Source organism: Acididesulfobacillus acetoxydans (assembly GCF_902729405.1).
GTDB lineage: Bacteria > Bacillota > Desulfitobacteriia > Desulfitobacteriales > Desulfitobacteriaceae > Acididesulfobacillus > Acididesulfobacillus acetoxydans.
Genome location: NZ_LR746496.1, coordinates 2,880,809 through 2,902,700, shown reverse-complemented (window position 1 = coordinate 2,902,700; position 21,892 = coordinate 2,880,809). Strand labels below are relative to the sequence as shown.

Sequence of the window (21,892 nt, the reverse complement as noted above, 5' to 3'; positions counted from 1 at the left end):
ATGACCCACATATGCCGATCGGGAAAAAAAGGATCCCAAGCACGGTCACTCTATGACGTATGGCTTGAATCGTCCGCTTCGGTCGCCTGGTCGTCTCCAACTTGACATAATATCTATTATAGGACCTAAAAAACCCGTACAGGGACTGTTCAAAAAAACCTCTTCTATAAGGGTATAAAGGGTATAAGGGCGATGGTCGCTAGGGTTCACCGGAACACCGAGGCATTTCGCTGTTCAGAGCCTCCCCCGTGCCTAAACACTTATGTGCATCTCCCCAGGGATTCCTTACCTAGCCCCGGTTCGACCGTCTCCGGCCAGGCTGCGACTTCTGGCGCAGTCTCGCCGGAGCGGGTTTTGCCCCACCCCTTTTTAGGGCAACTGAAAGCTGTTATAGTGCTTGTGAAAGAATGTTTTTACTCACAGCAAAAGATACCCCTTAAGCATCGGTTCCACAAACTCGTACTTACCGCGCTCTATTTTTTCGATAAGCCCCCTATTAACGAGCTGCCCCAGCATACGTTTGACGGTGTTCGGGTGGTTGTCCTTGGAGTACAGAGTTGTTCCCCTGGCTATGCGCAGCAACAGCGTCTTGCTAACCGAATCAAGGCTCCCAATGACCTCATTAAACCCCTGGGACAGAAACGCAAAGGCCCGGTCTTTGCCCAGCAAAATATGTTCAAGGCCCAACACATTTTCTCCACTTTCGATAAAAGCCTGGTACACCTCAGACCAGACCAACATCGTATCCTGCGGGTGCCCGCCGGTAATGTCCAAAATCATCTGGACTGCTTCGGACGAAATGGGAATACCCTGCTCGGCAAACTTCCTTTTAATATATTGAGCCATTGCAACTAAGGGGATCGGCGGTACCGGCAAGAAGAGAGCAAACCGATAGAAGGCTTGGTTTTCGTCCGAGAAAATGGTTCTCATCATGCTGGGGTGCGAAGCCATGAAGAGATAATTGACATGGGTATGCAACTGGATATGAGCGCGGATTACCTTTAAACTGTTTTGGCCAGCGACCCTCTCGACCTCCTGAAATTCGTCAAACACGACAATAAGTTTTTTCTTGTCTGCCTTGGCCAATTTCTCCGGTAAGTCCAAGGCTTCATCGAAAAGTTGATCATCAGAGATATTCTTGGCCGTATGAGCCAGAGATAGCTCAAGCTCCTTGCTATAAAGCCCCCTAACCGAACTTGAGCCATAGCCCCTTATAGGGTACACTGAAGATGTGGAGGGGGATATGGTGAAGCGTAATTGATACTCAAAAGAATTTAAGACCGAGGTTCTTCGAGAGGTACGGGAGGTCGGCAACGCGGTTCCCGTAGCCAAAAAACATGGGATAAGCGTTGGGCTAATCTACCGTTGGGGAAAGCAGAGTGAGCACACGGCGTGGGAACAGGCTTCTGACGAGGCAAAGAAGATAGCGGAGTACCTTCCGTCACCCAAGGAATTTCGCGAGCTCGAGGAGGAAAACGGAAGGCTCAAATCGATTCTTGGAGAAAAGGACCTTGAGATCGCAATTTATCAGGATCTTCTAAAAAACCGCCAGCCCGGCTTTCCGAAAAAATAGAGGTTGCTGAGCAATGGATTGACCGGGGATATGCAGTAGCTCATGTGCTCAGAATTGTTGGTATCAGCGAAGCAACGTACTACAACCGAAGGAAATCGGAACAGGTACCTAAGCAGGAGCGTGAAAACAAGGGGGGACGCCCACGTCCAGGTTATTGCCGAACCCAAGAGGGCAAGCTAATCAGTGACGAAGAGATCAAAGAATGGCTTCTGGAACTTGTGGCCGGGGAGGAGGCTGCGTATGGCTACCGAAAGCTCACCTTAAGCTTAAGAAGGCAAAGGAATCTGGTTATCAGCTTTAAAAAAGGCTATCGGCTCTGCAAAGAGCTGGATATTCTGGAGGCGGCTAAGTGTTTACGAGTCAAGCATCCCCGCCGGATCGCAAGAAACCGAGAGATAACCGCACCGAATCAACTCTGGGAAATGGACATCAAGTACGGATACATCCGCGGAGAAGACCGATTCTTCTTTCTCATGGGCATTCTTGACGTGTATGACCGCAGTCTGGTCGATTACCATATTGGTTTAAGCTGCGAAATTGGTTTAAGCTGCGAAGGCAAACACGCCGCCCAGACCTTGGAAAGAGCTCTCTGGCGTCGGCGAATATTTGGAAGCTCAAATGAGCCCGTGATCCGGACAGATAATGGGCCGCAGTTTATTAGTCATATTTTTGAGACCGCTTGTGAAAGTTGGGGTGTAGAGCACGAGAGAATTCCGCCGAAGACACCGAACAAGAACGCTCACATCGAATCGTTTCACTCCAACCTAGAACGGGAATGTCTCTCAAAACATGAATTTGGCAGTTACGCCGAAGCGTATGAGGTAATCGTTAACTATCTTGACTTCTACAACAAACGCCGTTATCACGACAGCCTTTACGACCTGTCGCCTGAAGAATTCCAAGAAAAGCTCAGCAAAGGAGAAATCAAACGCTTTGTGGTGAAAGTTTAAGTGTGCTGATGTGCAGCAGAGGGCAGATTCCATCTGCGGATAAACCCTTGACAACCGCTTGATTGCGCACAACGGCTGGAGGACTTCAATGTCAAGGGCGGGCGTAAGCCCGGCAAAGCGGACCCTTTACCTTGAGAGGCCGGAAGTTGTAAACTCGGCCAAGTATAGTGCTACAAGATGTCAAGACAATTTTTTTAGATTTTTAAGGGGTGAAAAAATTCACATTATCTTTGCCTGCCCCAACTAGGATCTATATTCCGTTATTCCAAATATGGATTAATATAACAGATACTTTGATAGGATGAGGACGTAGCCCAAGCAGGAGCGTTGACTTATCCACACGTTGATAAATGCTAGTTTTCTATTATCCACAGTTGCAGGCTTGGGAGTCCGATGTTGTTCGTTATTCCTGTGTGGATAGCAGCTTGACCTCTTGGTTATACACAGCTGCTGGCGTATGCTTTTGCAGGGACTGATGCGGCAGATAGTGATTATGCAAGTGGATGTAGCGTTCCACCCCCTGCCTGGTCTCCCGTGGACTTGCATAGTCATTGATATAGACCTCATTGTACTTGAGACTACGCCAGAAGCGCTCAATGACGATATTGTCCTTGGCACGGCCTTTGCCATCCATGCTGATGCGAACGTTATGTTCCTTCAGCAAATCGATATACTGTGGACTTGTAAAATGGCTGCCTTGGTCGCTGTTGATAATTTCAGGCTTACGCCGCGCTAGTGCTCGCTTCATCGTCTCCAGCACAAATCCAATCTCCAGACTTTGATCGAGCTGCCAATCGACAATGAAACGGGAGTACCAATCCATGATAGCGTACAGATACATCCAGCCATGTGTCATGCGGATGTAGGTGATATCCACAGACCACACTTGGTCGGGCTTTGTAATTTGCAGCTTCCGGAGCAGGTAAGGATAGATCCGATGTTGGAGATCCCGTTTGCTCAGGTTCGGCCCGGGAAAGACAGCCATGATAGCCATTTCACGCATGTAGCGACGTACGGTATTCTCGTGGATTCCATCTCCTTCCCGATTCATGATGGCAGCGATTCTCCGGTAGCCCAGGAACGTATGCTGCGTATAGAGTTCATCAATCCGGTGCTTGCGGCGAATCTCCTCCGGAGAGGGAGGGACCGGCTTGTAGTACAGGCTGGAGCGATTCAGGCTAAGCAGCTCGGCTTGAACGCTGAGCGCGTGTTCGGGGCAATCCCATTCCAGCAGGTCGATACGTTCATCGCGTGACAGGTTAGAGGCCAGATTTTTTTTTGAGCCACGATAATTGACTGGTGAGCTGTCCAATCTCGGCGTAGAGTTCGCGTTTTTTCGTAATCATTCTTCATTTTCGTGATGCCTTTCCGATCATCGACGAACAATTGCGGGAGATTCTGAACAGCTTCCGATTTCCACCTATTAAGGACATTCGTGTGAACGCCATGCTCAGATGCGAGCTGCGAGACCGACTTTTCTTCCTTCAAAATTTCCAGCACAATTCGTGTCTTTTCTTCCGGCGTAAACTTTCTTCTGATGGTCGTCATACAACTAACTTACTCCTCTTTTTCTGTCTTGTTTCTATGTAGCATTATACGGGAGGCTGCCATCAGCGGGCTGGACTGTTTCGTAGGCTATGCCTACAACGTTTTTCTTCAGCAAGGCGGCGGTCAGCACAGGTTCCGGAGCCAAATGAAGGTAGGTAAAAAGTAGTTGTCCGTCTTGGAAGAATGGATACTCAGCAGGCAGCGGCTCTTTAACCTTCATGATCATTTCAGCACTCGCATAGACTTGCGCCGGAGTCGCAAGGATTTCGCCACCTGCGGCGACGTATTCCCCGTTATTAATTCCACTTCCCACCCCCGCGTTATTTTCAATCATGACCCGGTGACCGGCTTTGTGAAGGGTCATCACACCGGCGGGTGTAAGGGCGACTCGATTCTCATTGTTCTTGATTTCTTTTGGCACACCAATAATCATTTCGGTTTTCTCCTCTCAACTTATCGTCTTTTGGCTTGTCCTCACAAGCTGGCTGAATCCCTGACTGAATCGATAGAGTGGTTTCCCTGTTAAACCTTTTTTTACCTCATGTACCCCCCCACTCCTTTCTTGCTTTTCCACCGCGAGCTTATCATCGCCTCCCTGCGGTGTCTACAGTATGTCGATATGGTTGTAATGCCAAATAACTATCCCTCTCCGCTTACGCTTGTCCTATCCACGGTCGCTTACCCCTTGATTCGACAAGTCTCACCCTTTGGGTGCCCACACAAAAGGTCAGAATCTCCAAATGCATGACCAAATCAACATTGCGAAGTTTTACCCACGGCGGAACGTTCAAAACAACCGGAACGAAATTCAGGATCGCCTGAATGCCGGCCTTCACTAATTTGTCCGCTATCTCCTGCGCTACGGGGGCCGGTACCGCGAGAATAACCAACCGCGTATTCTTTCCCTTAAGGGTTGCTTCCAGGGAGTCCATCGCTTGAATCCGTACACCGTTGACCACCGTGCCAACCTTTTCCGGATCCAGATTAAAGATACTGGAGATAACAAATCCGCGTTTCTTGAAATTGTTATCCAGAAATACCGCTAATCCGGGTTCACCGATGATTGCCACGTTCCAATTCGCATTTAAGCCAAAAATCCGGAGAATCTGTGCGTGTAAGTCTTTCACATCATACCCCACACCTTTGGTTCCGAACTCCCCGAAGTAAGCCAAATCTTTGCGCACGAGGGCCGATTTAATACCAAGACTTTTCGCCAGATATTCTGATGAAATAGTCACGTGGCCCTTGCGCTCCATTTCGCAAAGGTTGCGCAGATATAAAGAAAGTCGAATGATTGTTGCTTCAGGAATTTTCAGCTTCATGGATATCCTCCCCTTCGGGGACGCAGGCAAAGCGTCCCCGAGGACTCACCGCACTTTTCATGCCTATTTCAGCCCCATTGACCGTCTGAGCTCATGGTTCTGTTCCCAAAGTCTACAGTTATCTTCCTTGACTTCACGATTCTCTTGCTGGAGTTCACGATTTTCTTGCTCGAGTTCGTCATTTTCTTCCTGAAGTACCGCATTTATGCGCCGCAAAACTTCGCGTACTGAAGTTTTTTTTCTGTTAATTTCCGCTGTGTCCCAAGACTTACCTCCCCTTCGACCAGAGTCTAACTCCCGTCGGGTGACTTCATCCATCACGTCCGTTCGCTCATTAGCAGACCTGACTGTAGCTTTCTTGACACTTAAGATACGGTCCATTGCTACAACACTTCTTTCCTCAAGGATTTCTTACTCTTGCCAAAGAATACAAGAGTAAAGGCTCCGTTACACAGACTCCTAGAACCGAAGAGTACACGTCATTTGATAGTTGATGAACTTATCCATTTTAAGTGACCCAGGTGTAAGTGACTCAGGGGAACTTTAATGATTTGATAGAGAGAAGTTGTAACGACTGCGACCCAGCTGATAACAAATATACCAATCATCAACGCCACTATCCACTCCAACATGCCAAACGCCCCCTCTCCATCGTTCTTTCCCTCACCCTGTGATCTTTTGTCTTAGCAACTGACATGAGTCTAACAGTGTCTTCGGGTTTCGTCTATAGCTAAACGATATCGCCAAAATCTCTAATACATATTGCAAATTCAATCACTATTCCAACAGCACGGATAAAGGCGTGAAAGGTCCCGAACAAGTGGGATATTACGCAAACAACTCATCGTCATGCTCCGCGCACGAGCCCAAAGGGTTTCCCGCACGATCTGTCTGAAGAATCTTCAATAACTCAGAACTGTTTTGGCTCTCTCTAAAGCATTATTGGAAGAAGCGTAGATCTCGTTTTCCGACATAAATATATTGTCCGGACCCACCTCAGAAACAATACCGGCCTTCTCGAGCATGACACTGAGCTCGGGCTTTACGCCACTGATGAGGACAACTCCCCCCGCGTCTCCGACAGTCCGGATAAAAACCTTCAGCGCATTGAGGGATGTCACATCGACCGTACTAACATACTTCATTCTCAAAATAAAGGCTCTGGATTTACCCACCAAGCTGTCAAGCCTTTCCTCCAGGTCAGCGGTAGAACCGAAGTAAAGATTCCCTTCCAACTGAACAATGAGTACCTCGACTTTTTCTTTAACCGATTTAATCTCTTTCTCCAGGATTTGAGATTCCTCTCCTCTCGCTGGGAGAAGGATTTTTACCGACGCTTGGTCTGTATCTTTCAGGTATAAGAGAATAGATAACGCAATCCCAGTGTAAATAGCATAGTCAAGGTTTGGCATGAGAATCACGGCGATAAACGTGATCCACAGGGCAATCGAGTCGGATTTCAATTTTCCTAACCGGACCACCTTCTTGAATTCTTGGACGTCAACCAAATTATAAGCCGCAACCATCAACACCCCGGCCAGGCATGTTTGAGGGATATACTTGGCAAAGGGGGCAAAGAAGACAAGAACTGCGGCAACGACCACTCCCGATAGGATTCCGGATAACCGAGTCGCGGCTCCGTTGGCATAATTGATAGCCGACCGTGAAAAAGAACCGGAAGAAGGAAGGCACTGGAAGAATGCTCCCACGGTATTCGCAATACCCTGACCGAGAAATTCCTGGTTGGAATCAATTTTTTGCCGGGAAGTGCTGGCAATGGATTTTGAGATCGATATGGCTTCCACCAGTCCCACGATCGACACGGCAAACGCAGCCCGCAAGACCTCCTGTACGGATCCTGCGCTGAATTGTATCATCTTAAAAGGCGGTAAGGCCGCCGGAATGACGCCAATGAGTTTGACCCCTCTCTGTTCCAGCGAAAAGGTAACGATGAAGAATGCCGGAACAATGACCCCGATTAAGGCACCCGGCAGTTTGTTGTTGATCTTTTTGCAGGTCGCTATAATGGCGATGGTCAGTAACCCCAGCGTCAGCGAGTAGATGTGGCTTTGACCCAGATGGGTTACTATATAATAGAAGATTTGCATAGGCGACATTTGCGCCGAATTCTTGATTGAGATATTGAATAAATTACTGAGTTGACCGATGGCGATTAAAAACCCAGCTCCGGCAGTAAAACCTACCATAACCGAATGGGAAATGAAATTGATCAATTTACCCAGCCGAATGACTCCATAGAGTATTTGAAAAATGCCCACGAGAAATGTCATAAGAAAAAGCAATTCATAGGCATTCGTAAGCCCCATATAGTTCTTCATACCACCGGCTACGAGCAGACAAATGGCATTGGTCGGTCCCGTAACCAGCTGATTTGAACTCCCAAAAGCTGAACCGAGAATGGCAGATACGATCGCGGTATATAGACCATAAACCGGGTTGACCCCCGCGATGAGGGCGTAAGCCATAGACTGGGGTATCGCCACCACCGCCACCGTTAAAGCAGCTATGATGTCTTTTCGAATATTTTCCCGTTTGTACTTCCTGATCGTCTCGATGAAGGGAATATGCTTAGCGATAAAAGTAGGTTTATCAAGTGTTAAGCTAGACATACAAATCCCACCTTTCAATCCTCTTGCTTATGACACTTCCTTGTGGAATTGTGGGTAGTGTTTCCCCCGGCCGGGATATAGAAGGTGACAGGCCCCCCATCCCTCGTCACCCTGTCATTTCTAACCCCTCCTTTCCCCTTATTGGGAGTATGTGATTGTGCTCACAAGGAGAGGTTAGCACCGCAAACATCCAGTGTCTATAGGATGATGGTATAATCATAATCATTTTGTTCTATGCTTCGGGACAATCTGGAAATAGCGATAGTATGTTGAGATGCACTCACCAGAGGTGTTGTCTTCCCGCTGGGGGATAGCATTGGGGCCGTCGGATGCGGGAAAACTGCACGTCCGGTGAGAGCGGGGGCTGGCATCCCGTGAGAGGTGCCTTCTACCCACTAACCTGCTTTCTCAGCAGGATTTGAACGGCATTCCGCACAGACGAAGAAACGCTCATAAAGATGACCCCTCCTGGCTGGAGGGGTCATCTTTACTTCCCGGTATATAATAACTAGAGTCCCCTGAAAAACTGCTAATTCGAAGAAATTTCGGCCAAAGATATCCAACCCAACCCGCATGAATAAAGGGTTTACCAGCGGAGGCGTTGGCTGGATGTTATAAAATACGGACTTTTTCAGGGGAATCTAACTATCTCCCTATTCTAGAAGCAAATTGTTTAGGAACTGTCTACAAGAAGTTCAAGGTTCCTGAAAATCTTCCCCAAGAGATTGACACAAATAGTGAGTAAAATATGTTTTGTGCGGAGGGGAGATAGATCATATAAGGATAGATTGGGATAGATGGAAAGTATTCTGAGCATCCCAGTTTGAATGTTTGTACTTCAGAATAGGCGGCGGTTAACGTGAAAGGGGACAGTCAATGGAAACCATACGAAGAACGTGGCATAAGATAATCTTGTTCTTTATTTTGGTAATTACCGGATTTCTAAGTTATTACGGGGTCGGCAAGGAAGGTTACGGTAACACCTATTACGCCGCCGCGGTAAAAAGTATGCTGATGAGTTGGCATAACTTTTTCTTTTTATCCTTTGATCCCGGTGGCTATGTGACTATCGACAAACCACCCATCGCTTTCTGGCTTCAGGCGGCCAGCGCGAAACTCTTCGGTTTCCAGGGCTGGAGTCTGATCCTGCCTGAGGCCTTGGCGACGGTGGTATCGGTGGCCCTGATATATCATCTGGTCCAGAGGGTGTTTGGCAAAAGCTGCGGTCTGGTGGCAGCCGCCGTTTTGGCCGTAACCCCTATTCTGGTGGCGGTGAGCCGGACTAATGAACCGGACCCGACCCTGGTCATGGTGGTTCTTTTTGCCGCCTGGGCTCTGATTCTTGCCGCAGAGCGGTCCAGCTTGAAGTATCTGGTACTCGCCCTGGGTCTCGTGGGCATCGGTTTCAACGTCAAAATGGCCGAGGCATTTTTGGTCGTGCCGGCGTTCTACGGGGTCTATTGGCTTTATGCCCGAGTCAAGCCTGGGCGGAGGCTGGGTCACCTGGCGCTGGCCACCGCCGTGCTCGTGGTGGTATCCCTTTCCTGGGTGACTGTCGTCGATATGACGCCTGCCTCCATGCGGCCCTATGTGGGAAGCAGCCAGACCAATTCGGAACTGGAACTGGCCGTGGGCTACAACGGTATCCAGAGGGTCCTCCCCCGACACGGATTCACCGGTTTAAAGGCGGATTTCTCGCCAAGGCTGGCGGATCAATGGGAGCGCGAACTCGCCGATCGCGAAGCCGGGTTTCATGTCCCGGACGGGAAAGGGGTCAGGCCCAGTGGGGCGCGAGGACATGGCGGATTCGGCATGGGTGGTGGCAGCAGCGGAATTTTGCGGCTTCTGGACAACCAGATGGCCGGACAGATTAGCTGGCTGTTGCCGCTGGCCTTCCTCGGTATCCTCGGGGCCTACTTGAGAAGCAGGCGGCGCGGCGCTGACCCGGACGAATCCAGGACTGTACGGCTGGCGCTGGGCTTTTGGGGGTTGTGGGTCCTCCCTATGGTGGTGTATTTCAGTATAGCCAGTCTGGCCCACCTGTACTACATGTCCATGTTGGCGCCCGGTATAGCGGCGCTGGCGGCTATAGGCTTCCGGGAGATGTACCTGTTGTACCGGGACGAGAGCGGCTGGAAAGCCTTCTTCCTTCCTGTGGCCCTGGCGGCCACCGCCGCCCTGCAGGTATTCATCCTGTCCGGCTATTCGACGTGGAGTGCCTGGCTTACCCCCGTGGCGGCCGGAGTAAGCGGATTGTGCGCCCTCGCCCTGGTCATCGGCAAGGTGAGGAGCCGCACGGAACCGGCCCGGGGAACAAGGTTCATCGCGGCGGCCGCTTTGTCAGCTCTGCTCGTCGCTCCGGCGGTTTGGTCGCTTACCCCCATGATGTATGGGACCAACGCCAGCAGCCCTACTGCCGGTCCGGAGTTGGCCGAAAACGGCGCGAACGGACGGGGCTTCGGGGGATTCGGTTTCGGCGGCGATATCAATACGTCGAAATTGATCAACTTTCTGCTCCGGCATAACGGCAACGCAACCTATCTGGTGGCGGTTCCTAATGCGATGACGGCTGCGCCAATCATCCTGCAGACCGGTAAAGCGGTAATGGCGGTCGGCGGATTCATGGGCCGAGATCCCATACTGACGGTGGCACGGTTGCAACAAATGGTTGCGGCCGGCGAGCTCAGATACTTCATGGTTACCGGCTTGCCCGGCGGCAACGCAGGAAAGGGTCCCAACCCAGCCGCCAGGTTAGGTTGGATGGGCAGTCAGACAGCGGTTACCCAGTGGGTAGAGGACCACGGGACCCTGGTGCCGCAACAGGAATGGGATAGCAACGCATCTGCCGAAGGCAGTGACGGCTCTCCCTGGACGGGCCGTATGCCTGACCTGCAGCTATACGACTTGAGTCGTGCCGCAGCATCCTAATTTCGCAGAATGGAGGGTGAATATGGATAGAAGGCCGGTTGAGCTCTCCGTAGTGGTACCTTTATACAACGAAGAGCAGGTGCTCCCCGAAACTTATAAGCGCTTGAAACAGGTGCTGGACTCTACCCGCGAGCCCTACGAGATCATCTTTGTCGACGACGGCAGCCGGGATCGAACCCTGGACTTGGCCCGGGAATTCTGCCAGACAGACGAAAATATAAAACTCCTGAGTTTTTCCCGGAACTTCGGCCACCAGATCGCCATAACCGCAGGAATGGATCACTCCTGCGGCTCGGCGGTGGTCGTGATCGACGCCGACTTGCAGGACCCTCCGGAAGTGATACCGGCGATGATCGAGAAGTGGCGGCAAGGTTTCGACGTGGTATACGGAAGAAGAGCGGAGAGAAAGGGCGAAACCTTTTTTAAGAAGCTGACCGCCAAACTTTTCTATAAGCTTCTGCATGGCCTGAGCGAGGTAGATGTGCCCCTGGATGCCGGCGACTTCCGATTGCTGGACCGCAAGGCCTGCGATGCCCTCAAATCTCTGCCCGAAAGAAACCGGTATGTGCGAGGGTTGGCCAGTTGGATCGGCTTTAAACAAACGGGGATAGAGTTTGTCCGAGAGGAACGTTTCGCGGGGGAGACCAAGTATCCGCTGCGCAAGATGCTGAAATTGGCGGCAGACGGCATCACTTCGTTCTCCTACAAGCCGCTGAAACTGGCCGGTTACCTCGGGACGGTGATGATTCTGGCCAGTGGCTTGTACTTGCTTTATGCCTTAGGTGCGCGGCTGTTTGCCGGTTTCGCCGCGCCGGGCTGGGACTGGCTGGCTGCGGTCGGTTTATTCGGTAACGGAGTCACTCTGGCCGCCATCGCTATACTGGGTGAATACATCGGGCGGATAGCTGACGAAGCCAAGGCCAGGCCGCTTTATATACTGAAAGAAAAGATGGGGTATGATGTACATGCGAAGCTCCGGGCGCGCACCCGCTAAAGGCTTAAGCCGGCTCCTTCCAGCGAGGTACAAGTGTTTGTGGCGGTTTCTGCTGGTGGGCTGCGTCAACACGGGTGTCGACTTTCTGCTGTTTCTTTTGCTCATTCGCGCAGCCGGGATGAACTATCTCCTAGCTCAAACCATCTCGTACTGTTTTGGGGTGCTCAACAGTTTTATCATGAACAAGCTTTGGACCTTCGACAATGCAGGGCAGAGCATGAGCACCCAGTCAGAGTTCGTTCAATTTTTCGGCTTGAATATCCTGTCTCTGGGGATTTCCCTGCTGGGCCTGAAAACCCTCAACGATTTTCTTGGAGTCAACATATACCTGGCGAAAATAGCGGTTACGGGCGTCACTTGGTCTGTTCGCTATATTGGCTACAGATATTGGATATTTGCCTGAGACCTGTCCTCAGCGGAGGAACTGGACCCAATGGGTCTGGCGCGCATGGAATGGAGCATAACTCTACAGCCCTGATAGAATCGAGGGGTATTCTACCTTGCATGGTGTGGAAACAACGCGCGCGTCTTGTATCGAAACAACTTTATGGACCGTGCAGCCAAATAGAGAATGGCTCCGATGATTGAGACAAAAAATCCGATAGGCCAACCGGAATAGTAACCTAAAATCAGTGAAAGCCAGACCGTGAGCACGGAAAAGAGCAAGGACAAAGCCATAACTTTTTCGGAGCTGCTTGTCAGGAGAATACTCACAGCGGTGGGTCCAATCAGCAAGCTGAAACAGAGCAAGGCGCCTACCACCGGAACGGTAATGGCCGCCGTCAACCCGACAATGACCATAAAGCACATCTCCACCCATCTCACCGGAATACCACGGGACTGAGCGATTTCTTTGCTGACAGACGCGAGCAAAAGAGGACGATACAAAAAGGCTAGGGCCAACAAACATATAAGACTTAAAATAGCAGTCGTGACGATCTGTTCAGAACTGACGCCTACGAGTTGACCAAACAGGAGAGCATAAGCCCCGGTTGCATATTTGTTGGTCAATCCTAAGAAAAGCGCCCCTGTTCCAAGGGCCGCAACCAAAATTAGTGCCGTTGCCACATCATTGCGTTCTCGTGTACCCAGGTAGCCGATGAGTAAGGCGCCTCCCACCGCAAACACGGACAAGCCATAGAGTGGATTCACATTCAAGAATACCGCCCCGGCACCCCCGGCAAAACCGGCTTGGGGTACGGTGTGTGCCACAAAAGCCGAGTCGCGCATCACCACAAAGAACCCTACAAGGGCGCAGAGAACAGCCACCATGGTTCCACCCATCCAGGCATGGACCATGAAGGTCTCTGTAAACAGACCTGAACTAAACATTAGGCATCACACTTCCTTGCAACCCGAACCTTTACTTGAGAGCGTTGACTGCTTAACCTTGCCAGAAGATAAAACAACAAAACGAGAACGCATATAAAGAAACTCACGGGCCAGCCGCGTCCGGCCGGGGGCCAGTAGAAACTGTCATAGGCCAAAACAATCCCCATCCACATGGCTGTAATCCCCAAAAGCGCCGACCAAAGCATGGCCCATCCCATGCGGTGGGTAAGGTGCGTTGCGGCAGCCGCCGGTCCAATGAGCAAAGAGATACTCAGCAAGGCACCCATCATCAATGAGCCCTCCTCTACCACCAGAGATAACAAAATCACGAATATGAGACTCATGGCTTGAACCGGAACCCCCCGTATGCGGGCAAGTTCCGGATCAATGGAGCTCAACAGCAGAGGCCGGTAGATTAAGTCTAGGGTGACTCCCGTAGTGACGGTGAGGGCCATAATGATTGGGACTGTAAAGGGTGCGACCAAAAAAATTGATCCAAATAGGATCAACATCGGCGCCCCCGCATGACCTGTATAGTGAGTATCGAGATAGAGGAACAACGACTCCACTCCTAGCGCCACTGATAAAACAATCCCGGTCGACAAATCCCGCTCGCCGGCCCGTTTACCGAGAAACTCCACACCCGTGGCCGCGAGAACCCCGAAAGTTAAGAACCCCCATACAGGATTGATTCTGACCAGAAAGGCAACCGCCGCGCCGGCACCGCCAAAATCGGCCAAGGCATGCGCGATGAACGCTTGGCCGCGAATCACGACAAACACGCCCATCAAACCGGATATCGCCGCCACCATGCTGCCCAGCAGCAAAGCCCGGGTTACTTCCGCGCTTTGGAAAAAACCGGGGGCGAATAACAGTTCTCCTAAACGCGTCATCTTAGAGCACCTCATTCGATTCGCAACAAATGGCTTCCCTGGGATAGCCGTTGTTTTCAAAATTCCTGCCGCCAACCACCATGATCCGTCCTTGCACATTCAATACTTCAACCGGATATCCGTATAAATCACTCAATACGTCACTGCGGAAAACGTCCGGGATCTGCCCCATGAGAGCCTTTCCGTCCGCCAGGTACACGACCCGGTCCATAACACCTAAAAGGGGGTTCATGTCGTGGGCTACCAGAATCACAGCGATTCCTTTTTCGCGTCCGATCCGGGAAACCAACTGAATCACCTCATAGGCACTTTTGATGTCAAGGTTTGACAGAGGTTCGTCCAGCAGTAAGATTTGTGGATCTGTCAGCAGCGCTTGAGCGATGAGCAGCCTCTGCTGCTCACCGCCGGATAATTGACCCACAGGGGCATCGGCATAGCGCGCAGCATCGACGGCCTCCAATATTTCACTCACCCGCCTTTTTCGTTCTTTGCTGAAAAGTGGAATCCCCCAGCGGTGTCCATCCAGCCCCAGGGCTACTAAATCGCGTCCACGCAAAGGAATGTCCGGAGCCAAAAATAGCTTTTGGGGTACGTAGCCCATCAAGCGCTCTCCTTTTCCATCCGCCGGGCCACCAACCTGCACAGTCCCCTGAGTGGGAGACAGCAGCCCAAGAATCACTTTGAGTAGAGTGGATTTCCCGGCACCGTTGGAACCGATGAGTCCGATAAACTCTCCGGGGTAAACCCGAATATTGACGTTTTTGAGAACACAACGCTTGTCAAACTGTACCGAGATATTATCCAGTGCTAAGACCGGATCGTCCTTTCCTGCAGCCCAATCCATCATTTAAGAGTCTCCGTTGAAACGCCGCTCTTGAGTGCCTTTAATAGGTTTGTGGCTTCGTCTTCCATCCATGTCTGGTACGTATGATTAGGGGGCATTGTCTCATAAACACCAACCACTGGGATTCCATGGCGTTTAGCAAGTTGCAGCAAAGCAGTTGTAGCGCTGTCCACCGCTTGTTGGTTGTAGATAAGTACTTTCACCTGTTTATCTATGAGCAGGTTTTGTTGAATTTTCACGTCTTGCGGTGACGGGTCTGTCCCATTCATAACCGCAGCCTGAAATCCCCAAGGGGTCTTGACTTGAAGCTGAGCGGCTTCCAGCATGTAGTCAGCCACAGGCTCGGTGACCGCCACCCCGGTATTACCATAGGCCTTGTGAAGTTGATTCAAGTCGTCATGCCAGGTTTTCAGAGAATCATTAAATTTAGTTAATTGGTCTTCAAAATACGGTTTCTCACTGGGCAACTGCCTTTCGAGATCTTTGGCAATCGGCGCGGCCACTTTGGGCATGGTCTCGGGTTTATACCAAAGATGGGGGTTGGCCGTATTTTCTGAGTAGCCAAGAGCTTGGGCGACATCAATAACAACCCGACCTGAATGGGGAGAACCCGCTTCAAGTTTATTCATAAAATCATCATAGCCAAGGCCGTTTTGAACAATGAGAGTGGCTTTACTAACGATGGACGCATCTCGAGTGTCGGCCTCATAGGAATGCGGATCGACGCTGGGATCGCTCATGATCGCGGTAACCGACACATATTTCCCTCCGATCTGACGGATGACATCAGCATATTCGTTTTCCGCACCAACCGCCAGGACGGACTTTTCGCGGGTCGATGGCGTTACCTTGGCAGTGGGAGACTGAGTGCCACAACCTCCTAACAAGGAAATGGACGTTAAAGCTACCAGAATCGCCAGCAGCACTCCTCTGCCCTCGACTCTTCTTCCCTGGACCCCTGTTTTTCGGACAACTTTTAGGTAACTTAAGTCGTCATCCTTCATATTGGTATTCACCCTTTTGTTCTTCACCCTTTCGCCCCTTACCCTATCGGCAGTCACCCTATCGGCAGTCCTCAAATCACCGTTCCTCTGGTCACATTGTCAACGATGGCCCCCCTCGTCTGCGCTAAAGGAAAAGCCGGCGTCTGAATTGCATTGGGTGCATCAATGCCGGCTTTAATTCACTTCTGTCCTCCACCTTCCTGGCCTCGGCCGGAAAGGCGGCAAGTGGAGCAATAACCGAAAATCTCGAAACGATGATTCACCACCGTAAAGTCTTCCTGATCAATCTCCATGAATTCCATAGGACAACCATGAAGCACTTTAGTCGCTCCACAGCCTAAGCACACCAAATGATGGTGATGCTCCGGTCCGCAACTAAGCCGGTATCTACAGGCTTCGTCCCCGTACTCCAGTTCTTCAATCAGGTGCTCTTGTTCGAGAAGGGCCAACGTACGATAGATCGTATCATGGCTGATGGAAGGATAGACCTTTTCGACATGTTCATAGACATCTTTGGCCGTTAAATATCTGTCTTTGTATTCAATAAAAAGATCTATGACCTCTTTCCGTTTACCGGTAAAGCGGTGTCCCGATTCTTTTAACTGCTCAAGGATTTCTTGCTCTGAGTTCATTCCGGCCTTCACCCCTACCTTCTCGTGAGATCTGTCTGTCCACTATTGGTAAATCGTAATCTTTACGATTTGTAGTATATATCATCTCTTTCAGATTGTAAATAGGAAGCCTTCCGAATTATCCCATGCATCTGCTTCACACCCGTATCACTTTACATCTGCTTCACCCTGCTCCTCTGTACATCTGTTGCACATCTGCTTTAGATCTGCTTCAAATGGGTCTACGAACTTCGATCAAATGACGAACGCTTTCTTAGTTTAAGGCCCAGGCCCAAAACCGTCAGCAAGAGAAAGAAGGCAGATGCGGCTCCGCAGAGGAAAAAGCCCATTCCCGCGCCCCACCATTGTGTCACTGCCCCGGCAAACAGATTTCCTATAGGTGTCGTGCCGGAAAAGGCGAAGGAATAGACGCTCATGACCCGACCCCTGTACCGATCTTCCGTATTGAGCTGAACCGTCGAATTCGCCGTCGTAATAAAGATAATATTGACAAATCCTATCATAACAAACATACCTATGGCCAGCGGTAAAGTGTGAATGTTTCTTAGGAACAACAGCAGCCCCGAAACCAGAAAGGCACTGCCCAACAGCAAACGCAGGCGCGGATTCCCCTTTGCCCAAGATGCCACCAAAAGCGCCCCTAACAATGACCCCGTTCCGGAAGCCGACAAGAGAAATGCGTAGCCATGAATTCCCCGCTTGAGCACCTCAACCGCGTAGAGAGGGATGACGACGCTGAAATTCATGACAAACGTACCAATTGCCAGCATGGAAAAGACCGCTCCCAATAAAATCGAAGAACGGTGAATATACGCCAGACCGTCCCGTACCCCGGCCAGCACCCTTTTTTCAGCATTGATGATATTTTCGGGTTTAAGTTTAATTAGATGCAAGCCGACAAGAACCGGTATGAAACTGATAGCATTCAGAAAGAACAAGAATCCTGCCCCAAATTGAACCATAAGGAGAGCGGCCAAGGCCGGTCCCAATATTCTGGCAACGTTGACAATGGCCGAATTAAGTCCAATAGCGCTCCGCAAGTCTTTCTTAGGCACGAGTTGCGGCAGCAAAGACTGCCGTGTGGGGAGATCCAGGGTGTTGACCAAACCCATAAAAGCCGCCAGCAGCAGAACTTCCCAATAGGCGATGTGTCCCAGCCATACCAGGACGGCGAGGACAAGCGCCTGGATCGTCAGACAGGTTTGGGTAAAAATGAGCATCCGTTTCTTGGGATATCTATCGACAAAGACCCCGGCAAAAAGCGACAACAACATGATCGGCCCGAATTGGGCTACTCCGAGCAACCCCAGCAAGAGCGCCGATTTCGTCATCGTGTAGACCAGCCACTGCTGGGCCGTGGTCTGTATCCAACTACCAATCAAGGAAATACACTGACCTAACCAAAAATAGCGGAAATTCCGCTGCTTCAAAGCCGGGAAAACCCGACTGACCCTGCCCTTCAGGCCGGCGCCGCTCATGCGCTCGGTTCCTTCAACAACTTTGCCAGAAAGGCTTGCTCCAGCTTGTAGTGTGAGAGCAAATATTCCCTCACCAGAAGCCTTTTCGTCGGATAGAGTTCCCGCGCCTTGTCAAAGCGTTCGTTAAAGTGGTCGATAAAATCGTTCAGTCGCGTTAATCGCTCCTCGATAGCTTGCCTGAATACCGCCGGCTCCATAAAGTGCCGGCAGGTCAAACCTGTCGTTAGGTCAAAATAATAGAGCTCGTTTTTCCTCAGCAACTCAGCCGTGGCCAAAGCAAAAGCCCGCTCTCCCTCCGGAGTCACGTGATAACGTTTTCTCTCCGGCATTTTCCCTTCTCTTTCCACCTTGAATTCCAGCAGGCCTTTTTGACAAAGCCTGTCGAGAACTTGGTAAACCGTGGCACCCCCAATCTTTACCCACTGCCGCATCTCCCGCTCCTCGATCATTTTTTCAACTTCGTAAGCATAGGAAGGTTTGGCCTTAATGAATTTGATCAGAATCAACTCGACGTTAGACAAAAGAACACCCCCATGCCTTAGTAATATTAGTATTTTCAATATTACTATTGTCCATATTACACGTCAAGCTTAACTCCCGCCCCTGGGCAAATTTTTTCACTCAAACATTTGTGCGCCGATTTTTCGGCAACCTTGCGGCTGTCTCCCAAAGACAATCCATGCCGGCGCCATTCCCGAAATGTTACCATCCTTCTTCGGCTGCGGAAAGACAACTCCTAGAAGAACAAGATGCCCACGAGCGCAAAAACAGTGAGAAAAGCCAAGGTGCCGATGCGAACTCTTTTTTGGGTTAGAGCAAAGTAGCCGCAAGCTATCGCCAAGAAGGCCTTGAGCACGGTTAACGAGGCCAGACTGTGGCTTAACTCATAAAGCGGCTTAACACCAATAATGTAGGCCGCACTCGCGAGCAACCCCAGCACAGCCGGTTTCACGCCGTCCAATAAGGCTTTGATTCCGGTGTTCGTTTTAAACTGTGCGTAAAACTTGCTGATGATAACAGAAGCAGCGAAAGAAGGCAGACAAATGGCGAATGTAGCCGCCAGGGCTCCCGGTATACCCGCCGCCTCAAAACCGATATAAGCAGATGAATCGACGGCAAAGGGTCCGGGTACTACCTGCGCCATGGCGATAACTTTGATATAATTCTCAAGAAGGACCCGGCCGTGTGCCGCGGCTTCCGCCTCCAGGAACGGAATCATGGCGTAGCCGCCGCCGAAACCGAGAGCTCCTATTTTCATAAACACCATAAATAGATTAATCAGTGCCATGTTTCTTGGCTCCCCGTTTTTCGGCGTACAGATTCTTAACCCAGCCAAGCCCGCCCGCCAGAAGGATGACCAGAGCAACATTGAGCCCGGTGCCAAGCAGCAAGACCGTGGTAAAAAGCGCCAATAATCCATCCGCATAAGTGTTGACGGCTGTTTTCCCGGTCTTGCGAAGGGTGTTAAGGATCAAAGCAGCAACCCCCAGGAGAATTCCCGTGAAAGCTTTGCGGACCAGCGGATTATCCGTAAATCCCCAGGCCATATGGGTAAGAACCAGAATCAAAATAAAGGTGGGCAAAATGGAAGCCGCGGTGGCAAGAGTCGCACCCACGAGCCCTTGTCTACGGTAGCCGATCATCGTCGCCGCATTGACCGTGATGATTCCGGGCAGCGTTTGAGAGATGGCCATAATATCCGTAAGTTCGTTATTATCCAGCCATCCTCTGGCTTCGACGGTCTCCTTTTGCAAAAGCGCTATGACCGTATAACCCCCGCCAAAGGCAAGGCAGCCAATCTTGAGAAAAACCGCAAACAACTCCGGTAACTCCATCGCCTTCATTACCACCTCAGCCACTTCCCCTAACTGCTTTTCGAACCTCTCCCTGTGATTATTATAGCAAAACAAGATTAGCACCACGAAATTTCGGCGTCTACAGAACATCCGTAAGTTCGTAATACCTTTATCTCATGAACAAAATTGGACAACCGCTTGCATCACAGAAATGGCCACCTGACCCTTGCGAGATTAACCTGAGGATGGTAGTATATGTAAAGACTGTAGGACTTCCTCAGGGATCCCAAAAGGAAATTTGCTTTTCCCCAAGACCAGCTAATAAAAGTCAAGAGTTTTTTTGATTAATTCTTTGATCGCTGGCTCAGAAAAGGAGGGTAATACAAACCAAGCCATTGAAAAATCCGAACAATGACTAAACCTACGTGAATAAGGGGGGGACGCAACGCTCGGCGCTTGCCAAGCAAAGTTTCTTTTAATCTTGGGTAGCTCTTTGGGGTGAAAGAGACTTTGCCGTCTTCAAGCGTTTAGGTGTGGTCTACGTGTCAAAGGGATGATGAGCGAGCATATCCTCGGCCTTAACGGTCTCCGGTATCCCTCGCATCACCCTTGACACGATGCCGGCGCTTTATCTTAAGCCGCAGCCTGTTGAAGTTTTGTTTTTCTCCACGATTGGTGATCTTCTGGTTTTCTGACTTCAAAGGGTTTCTGGTCACGGAGAACTGCAAAGATGTAATGAAGAAGTTTGTGCATTACGGCCACGAGAGCTACCTTTTTCTTCTTGCTAACGCATTTTGCTGTGTAGAAGTCCCGCAGAACGGGGTTAATCTCCTGACCATTCCGGGTTGTTCTAATGGAGGCCATGGCGATTGCAAACAGAACTCTTCTCCCTATGCGTGTGCCTCGCTTAGAGATCTTGTTCCTGTCTCCATTGAATTTGCCGGATTGGTTGACCGAGGGATCGATGCCAAAGAAGGCGGTGAAGGCTTTAGGGGATTTGAACAGACGAAAGTCTCCGATCTCCGCAATGAGCGTAGCAGCTGTCAAAAAGCCAATACCGGGTATTTCATCCAGAAGCTCAATATTGCGCCTTGCCTTCGCAGGAAACTGTTCCAATTCGATCATCGTGTGGATCTGTGCATCAATGCCATTTAAGCTTGTTTGCATGTGTTCTATCCCATCAATGTGAAACTTAATCTTAGTACCCAGCAAGGCGAATTCACAGGGCATAGAAGAGGCAAGCTGAGCACAGTCACGAAGCTGATTTACCTTGTTAGAAGCCCACGCAGAGCTCTTTCGGCTCGTTTTAGAGATTAGCAAAGTAAGTGCTTCTGTGTCAGCAGCTTGAACGGCTTTAGGAGAGGGATAGCTTCTCAGGACGGTTAAAGCCGTCTTGCCAAGGGACCCTGAGAACACATCGAGAAATCCGGGGAAAAGCAGGTAGAGATCCGTACAGAGCCGGTTCTTCATCTCCGTGAGCATGTCCGAAAGAGCGTAATACTCTCTGGTCATCATACGGAGAGCAAGAATTTGGGGCTCAGGAACTATGGAAGCTTTAACGTCCTGGTATTTTGCCAGCTTGGCGATCGCTTCGGCATCTTTCCTATCATTTTTCACTTTTCTTAGGTCGAAATTTTTGATAGAATGGATACTCAGAGGGTTTAGCACAAAACCCTTGAGGTCATTCGACCGCAAGAAGAAGAAGAGTGGTAAGTGAAAGATACCTGTAGATTCTACGAAGTAGATGGGCTTTCGTTTTAACCGCTCTTCTTCCTTTTTAAGGATGTCGAGTAGTTTGTGGAAGCCACCAGGATTATGCTCAATCCTAAACGGTTTGCGGATAAGTTCTCCGGAGGGGGCGAGCATTGCAACGATGGAAAATTCGGAAGAAACATCGATTCCGACAACGAAATCATTTAGGAACTCGGACAAAACAACACAACCTTTCAAAACAGATGAATCAGAGCA

Annotated in this window: 17 protein-coding genes and 3 pseudogenes; 5 read left to right on the top strand and 15 right to left on the bottom strand. The window is 50.3% G+C overall.

Annotation, left to right across the window (positions count from 1 at the left end; all coding sequences use genetic code 11):
• Positions 1-417: 417 nt before the first annotated feature.
• Positions 418-1,086 carry an AAA family ATPase gene (locus MNU25_RS12850; protein WP_240985433.1) on the bottom strand — a complete coding sequence of 223 codons (669 nt, stop codon included), beginning with the start codon at positions 1,084-1,086 and terminating at the stop codon, positions 418-420.
• 187 nt (positions 1,087-1,273) lie between these two features.
• Here MNU25_RS12850 and MNU25_RS20550 point away from each other — a divergent pair.
• A pseudogene (locus MNU25_RS20550) lies at positions 1,274-1,573 on the top strand (transposase); the annotation flags it as partial.
• Between the two features lie 44 nt (positions 1,574-1,617).
• The gene (locus MNU25_RS12845) at positions 1,618-2,523 is read left to right on the top strand and encodes an IS3 family transposase (RefSeq protein WP_240985432.1); all 906 of its coding nucleotides are present in this window, start codon (positions 1,618-1,620) and stop codon (positions 2,521-2,523) included.
• A gap of 403 nt (positions 2,524-2,926) precedes the next feature.
• Here MNU25_RS12845 and MNU25_RS12840 read toward each other — a convergent pair.
• From MNU25_RS12840 to MNU25_RS12825, 4 genes and pseudogenes are all read right to left on the bottom strand, one after another.
• Positions 2,927-4,071: pseudogene (locus MNU25_RS12840) on the bottom strand (IS3 family transposase).
• A gap of 49 nt (positions 4,072-4,120) precedes the next feature.
• Positions 4,121-4,504 (bottom strand): annotated as a pseudogene (locus MNU25_RS12835) (alanine dehydrogenase); the annotation flags it as partial.
• Positions 4,505-4,724: 220 nt separating this feature from the next.
• Positions 4,725-5,393, bottom strand: a complete 669-nt coding sequence (locus MNU25_RS12830) for a redox-sensing transcriptional repressor Rex (RefSeq protein WP_240985431.1) — start codon at positions 5,391-5,393, stop codon at positions 4,725-4,727.
• Positions 5,394-6,295: 902 nt separating this feature from the next.
• Entirely contained in the window at positions 6,296-8,023 is a 1,728-nt protein-coding gene (locus tag MNU25_RS12825) for a SulP family inorganic anion transporter (RefSeq protein ID WP_240985430.1), read from the bottom strand.
• A gap of 876 nt (positions 8,024-8,899) precedes the next feature.
• On the opposite strand from MNU25_RS12825, the gene MNU25_RS12820 reads away from it, so the two are divergent.
• From MNU25_RS12820 to MNU25_RS12810, 3 genes are read left to right on the top strand one after another with little or no spacing between them, the layout of a single operon-like run.
• A complete protein-coding gene (locus tag MNU25_RS12820; RefSeq protein WP_240985429.1) occupies positions 8,900-10,951 on the top strand; it encodes a glycosyltransferase family 39 protein in 2,052 nt (683 codons plus the stop codon).
• 22 nt (positions 10,952-10,973) lie between these two features.
• On the top strand, positions 10,974-11,945 hold the full coding sequence (locus MNU25_RS12815) for a glycosyltransferase family 2 protein (RefSeq protein WP_240985428.1): 972 nt from the start codon (positions 10,974-10,976) through the stop codon (positions 11,943-11,945).
• A gap of 37 nt (positions 11,946-11,982) precedes the next feature.
• On the top strand, positions 11,983-12,348 hold the full coding sequence (locus tag MNU25_RS12810; RefSeq protein WP_240985427.1) for a GtrA family protein: 366 nt from the start codon (positions 11,983-11,985) through the stop codon (positions 12,346-12,348).
• A gap of 92 nt (positions 12,349-12,440) precedes the next feature.
• On the opposite strand, the gene MNU25_RS12805 is transcribed toward MNU25_RS12810, so the two are convergent.
• The 10 genes from MNU25_RS12805 to MNU25_RS12760 form a co-directional block, all read right to left on the bottom strand.
• Positions 12,441-13,277, bottom strand: coding sequence for a metal ABC transporter permease (locus MNU25_RS12805; RefSeq protein ID WP_240985426.1), 837 nt, complete (start codon positions 13,275-13,277; stop codon positions 12,441-12,443).
• Complete coding sequence (locus tag MNU25_RS12800; RefSeq protein WP_240985425.1) at positions 13,277-14,170, bottom strand: metal ABC transporter permease; 894 nt, start codon at positions 14,168-14,170, stop codon at positions 13,277-13,279. Before MNU25_RS12800 ends, MNU25_RS12805 begins: the two co-directional genes overlap by 1 nt.
• Position 14,171: 1 nt before the next feature.
• Positions 14,172-15,017, bottom strand: coding sequence for a metal ABC transporter ATP-binding protein (locus tag MNU25_RS12795; protein ID WP_240985424.1), 846 nt, complete (start codon positions 15,015-15,017; stop codon positions 14,172-14,174).
• Entirely contained in the window at positions 15,014-16,045 is a 1,032-nt protein-coding gene (locus MNU25_RS12790) for a metal ABC transporter solute-binding protein, Zn/Mn family (RefSeq protein WP_240985423.1), read from the bottom strand. The genes MNU25_RS12795 and MNU25_RS12790 overlap by 4 nt, the downstream gene beginning before the upstream one ends.
• Before the next feature lie 152 nt (positions 16,046-16,197).
• Positions 16,198-16,650: a Fur family transcriptional regulator gene (locus tag MNU25_RS12785; protein WP_240985422.1), complete on the bottom strand. Its 453-nt coding sequence runs from the start codon at positions 16,648-16,650 to the stop codon at positions 16,198-16,200.
• A gap of 221 nt (positions 16,651-16,871) precedes the next feature.
• Positions 16,872-18,128, bottom strand: coding sequence for an MFS transporter (locus tag MNU25_RS12780; protein ID WP_240985421.1), 1,257 nt, complete (start codon positions 18,126-18,128; stop codon positions 16,872-16,874).
• Entirely contained in the window at positions 18,125-18,649 is a 525-nt protein-coding gene (locus MNU25_RS12775) for a PadR family transcriptional regulator (RefSeq protein WP_240985420.1), read from the bottom strand. Before MNU25_RS12775 ends, MNU25_RS12780 begins: the two co-directional genes overlap by 4 nt.
• Before the next feature lie 215 nt (positions 18,650-18,864).
• Entirely contained in the window at positions 18,865-19,416 is a 552-nt protein-coding gene (locus MNU25_RS12770) for a chromate transporter (protein ID WP_240985419.1), read from the bottom strand.
• On the bottom strand, positions 19,403-19,987 hold the full coding sequence (locus tag MNU25_RS12765; RefSeq protein ID WP_240985418.1) for a chromate transporter: 585 nt from the start codon (positions 19,985-19,987) through the stop codon (positions 19,403-19,405). The genes MNU25_RS12770 and MNU25_RS12765 overlap by 14 nt, the downstream gene beginning before the upstream one ends.
• A 570-nt stretch (positions 19,988-20,557) precedes the next feature.
• Positions 20,558-21,856 (bottom strand): IS110 family RNA-guided transposase, encoded by a 1,299-nt coding sequence (locus MNU25_RS12760; RefSeq protein WP_240985417.1) that lies wholly within the window; start codon positions 21,854-21,856, stop codon positions 20,558-20,560.
• Between the last annotated feature and the right edge of the window lie 36 nt (positions 21,857-21,892).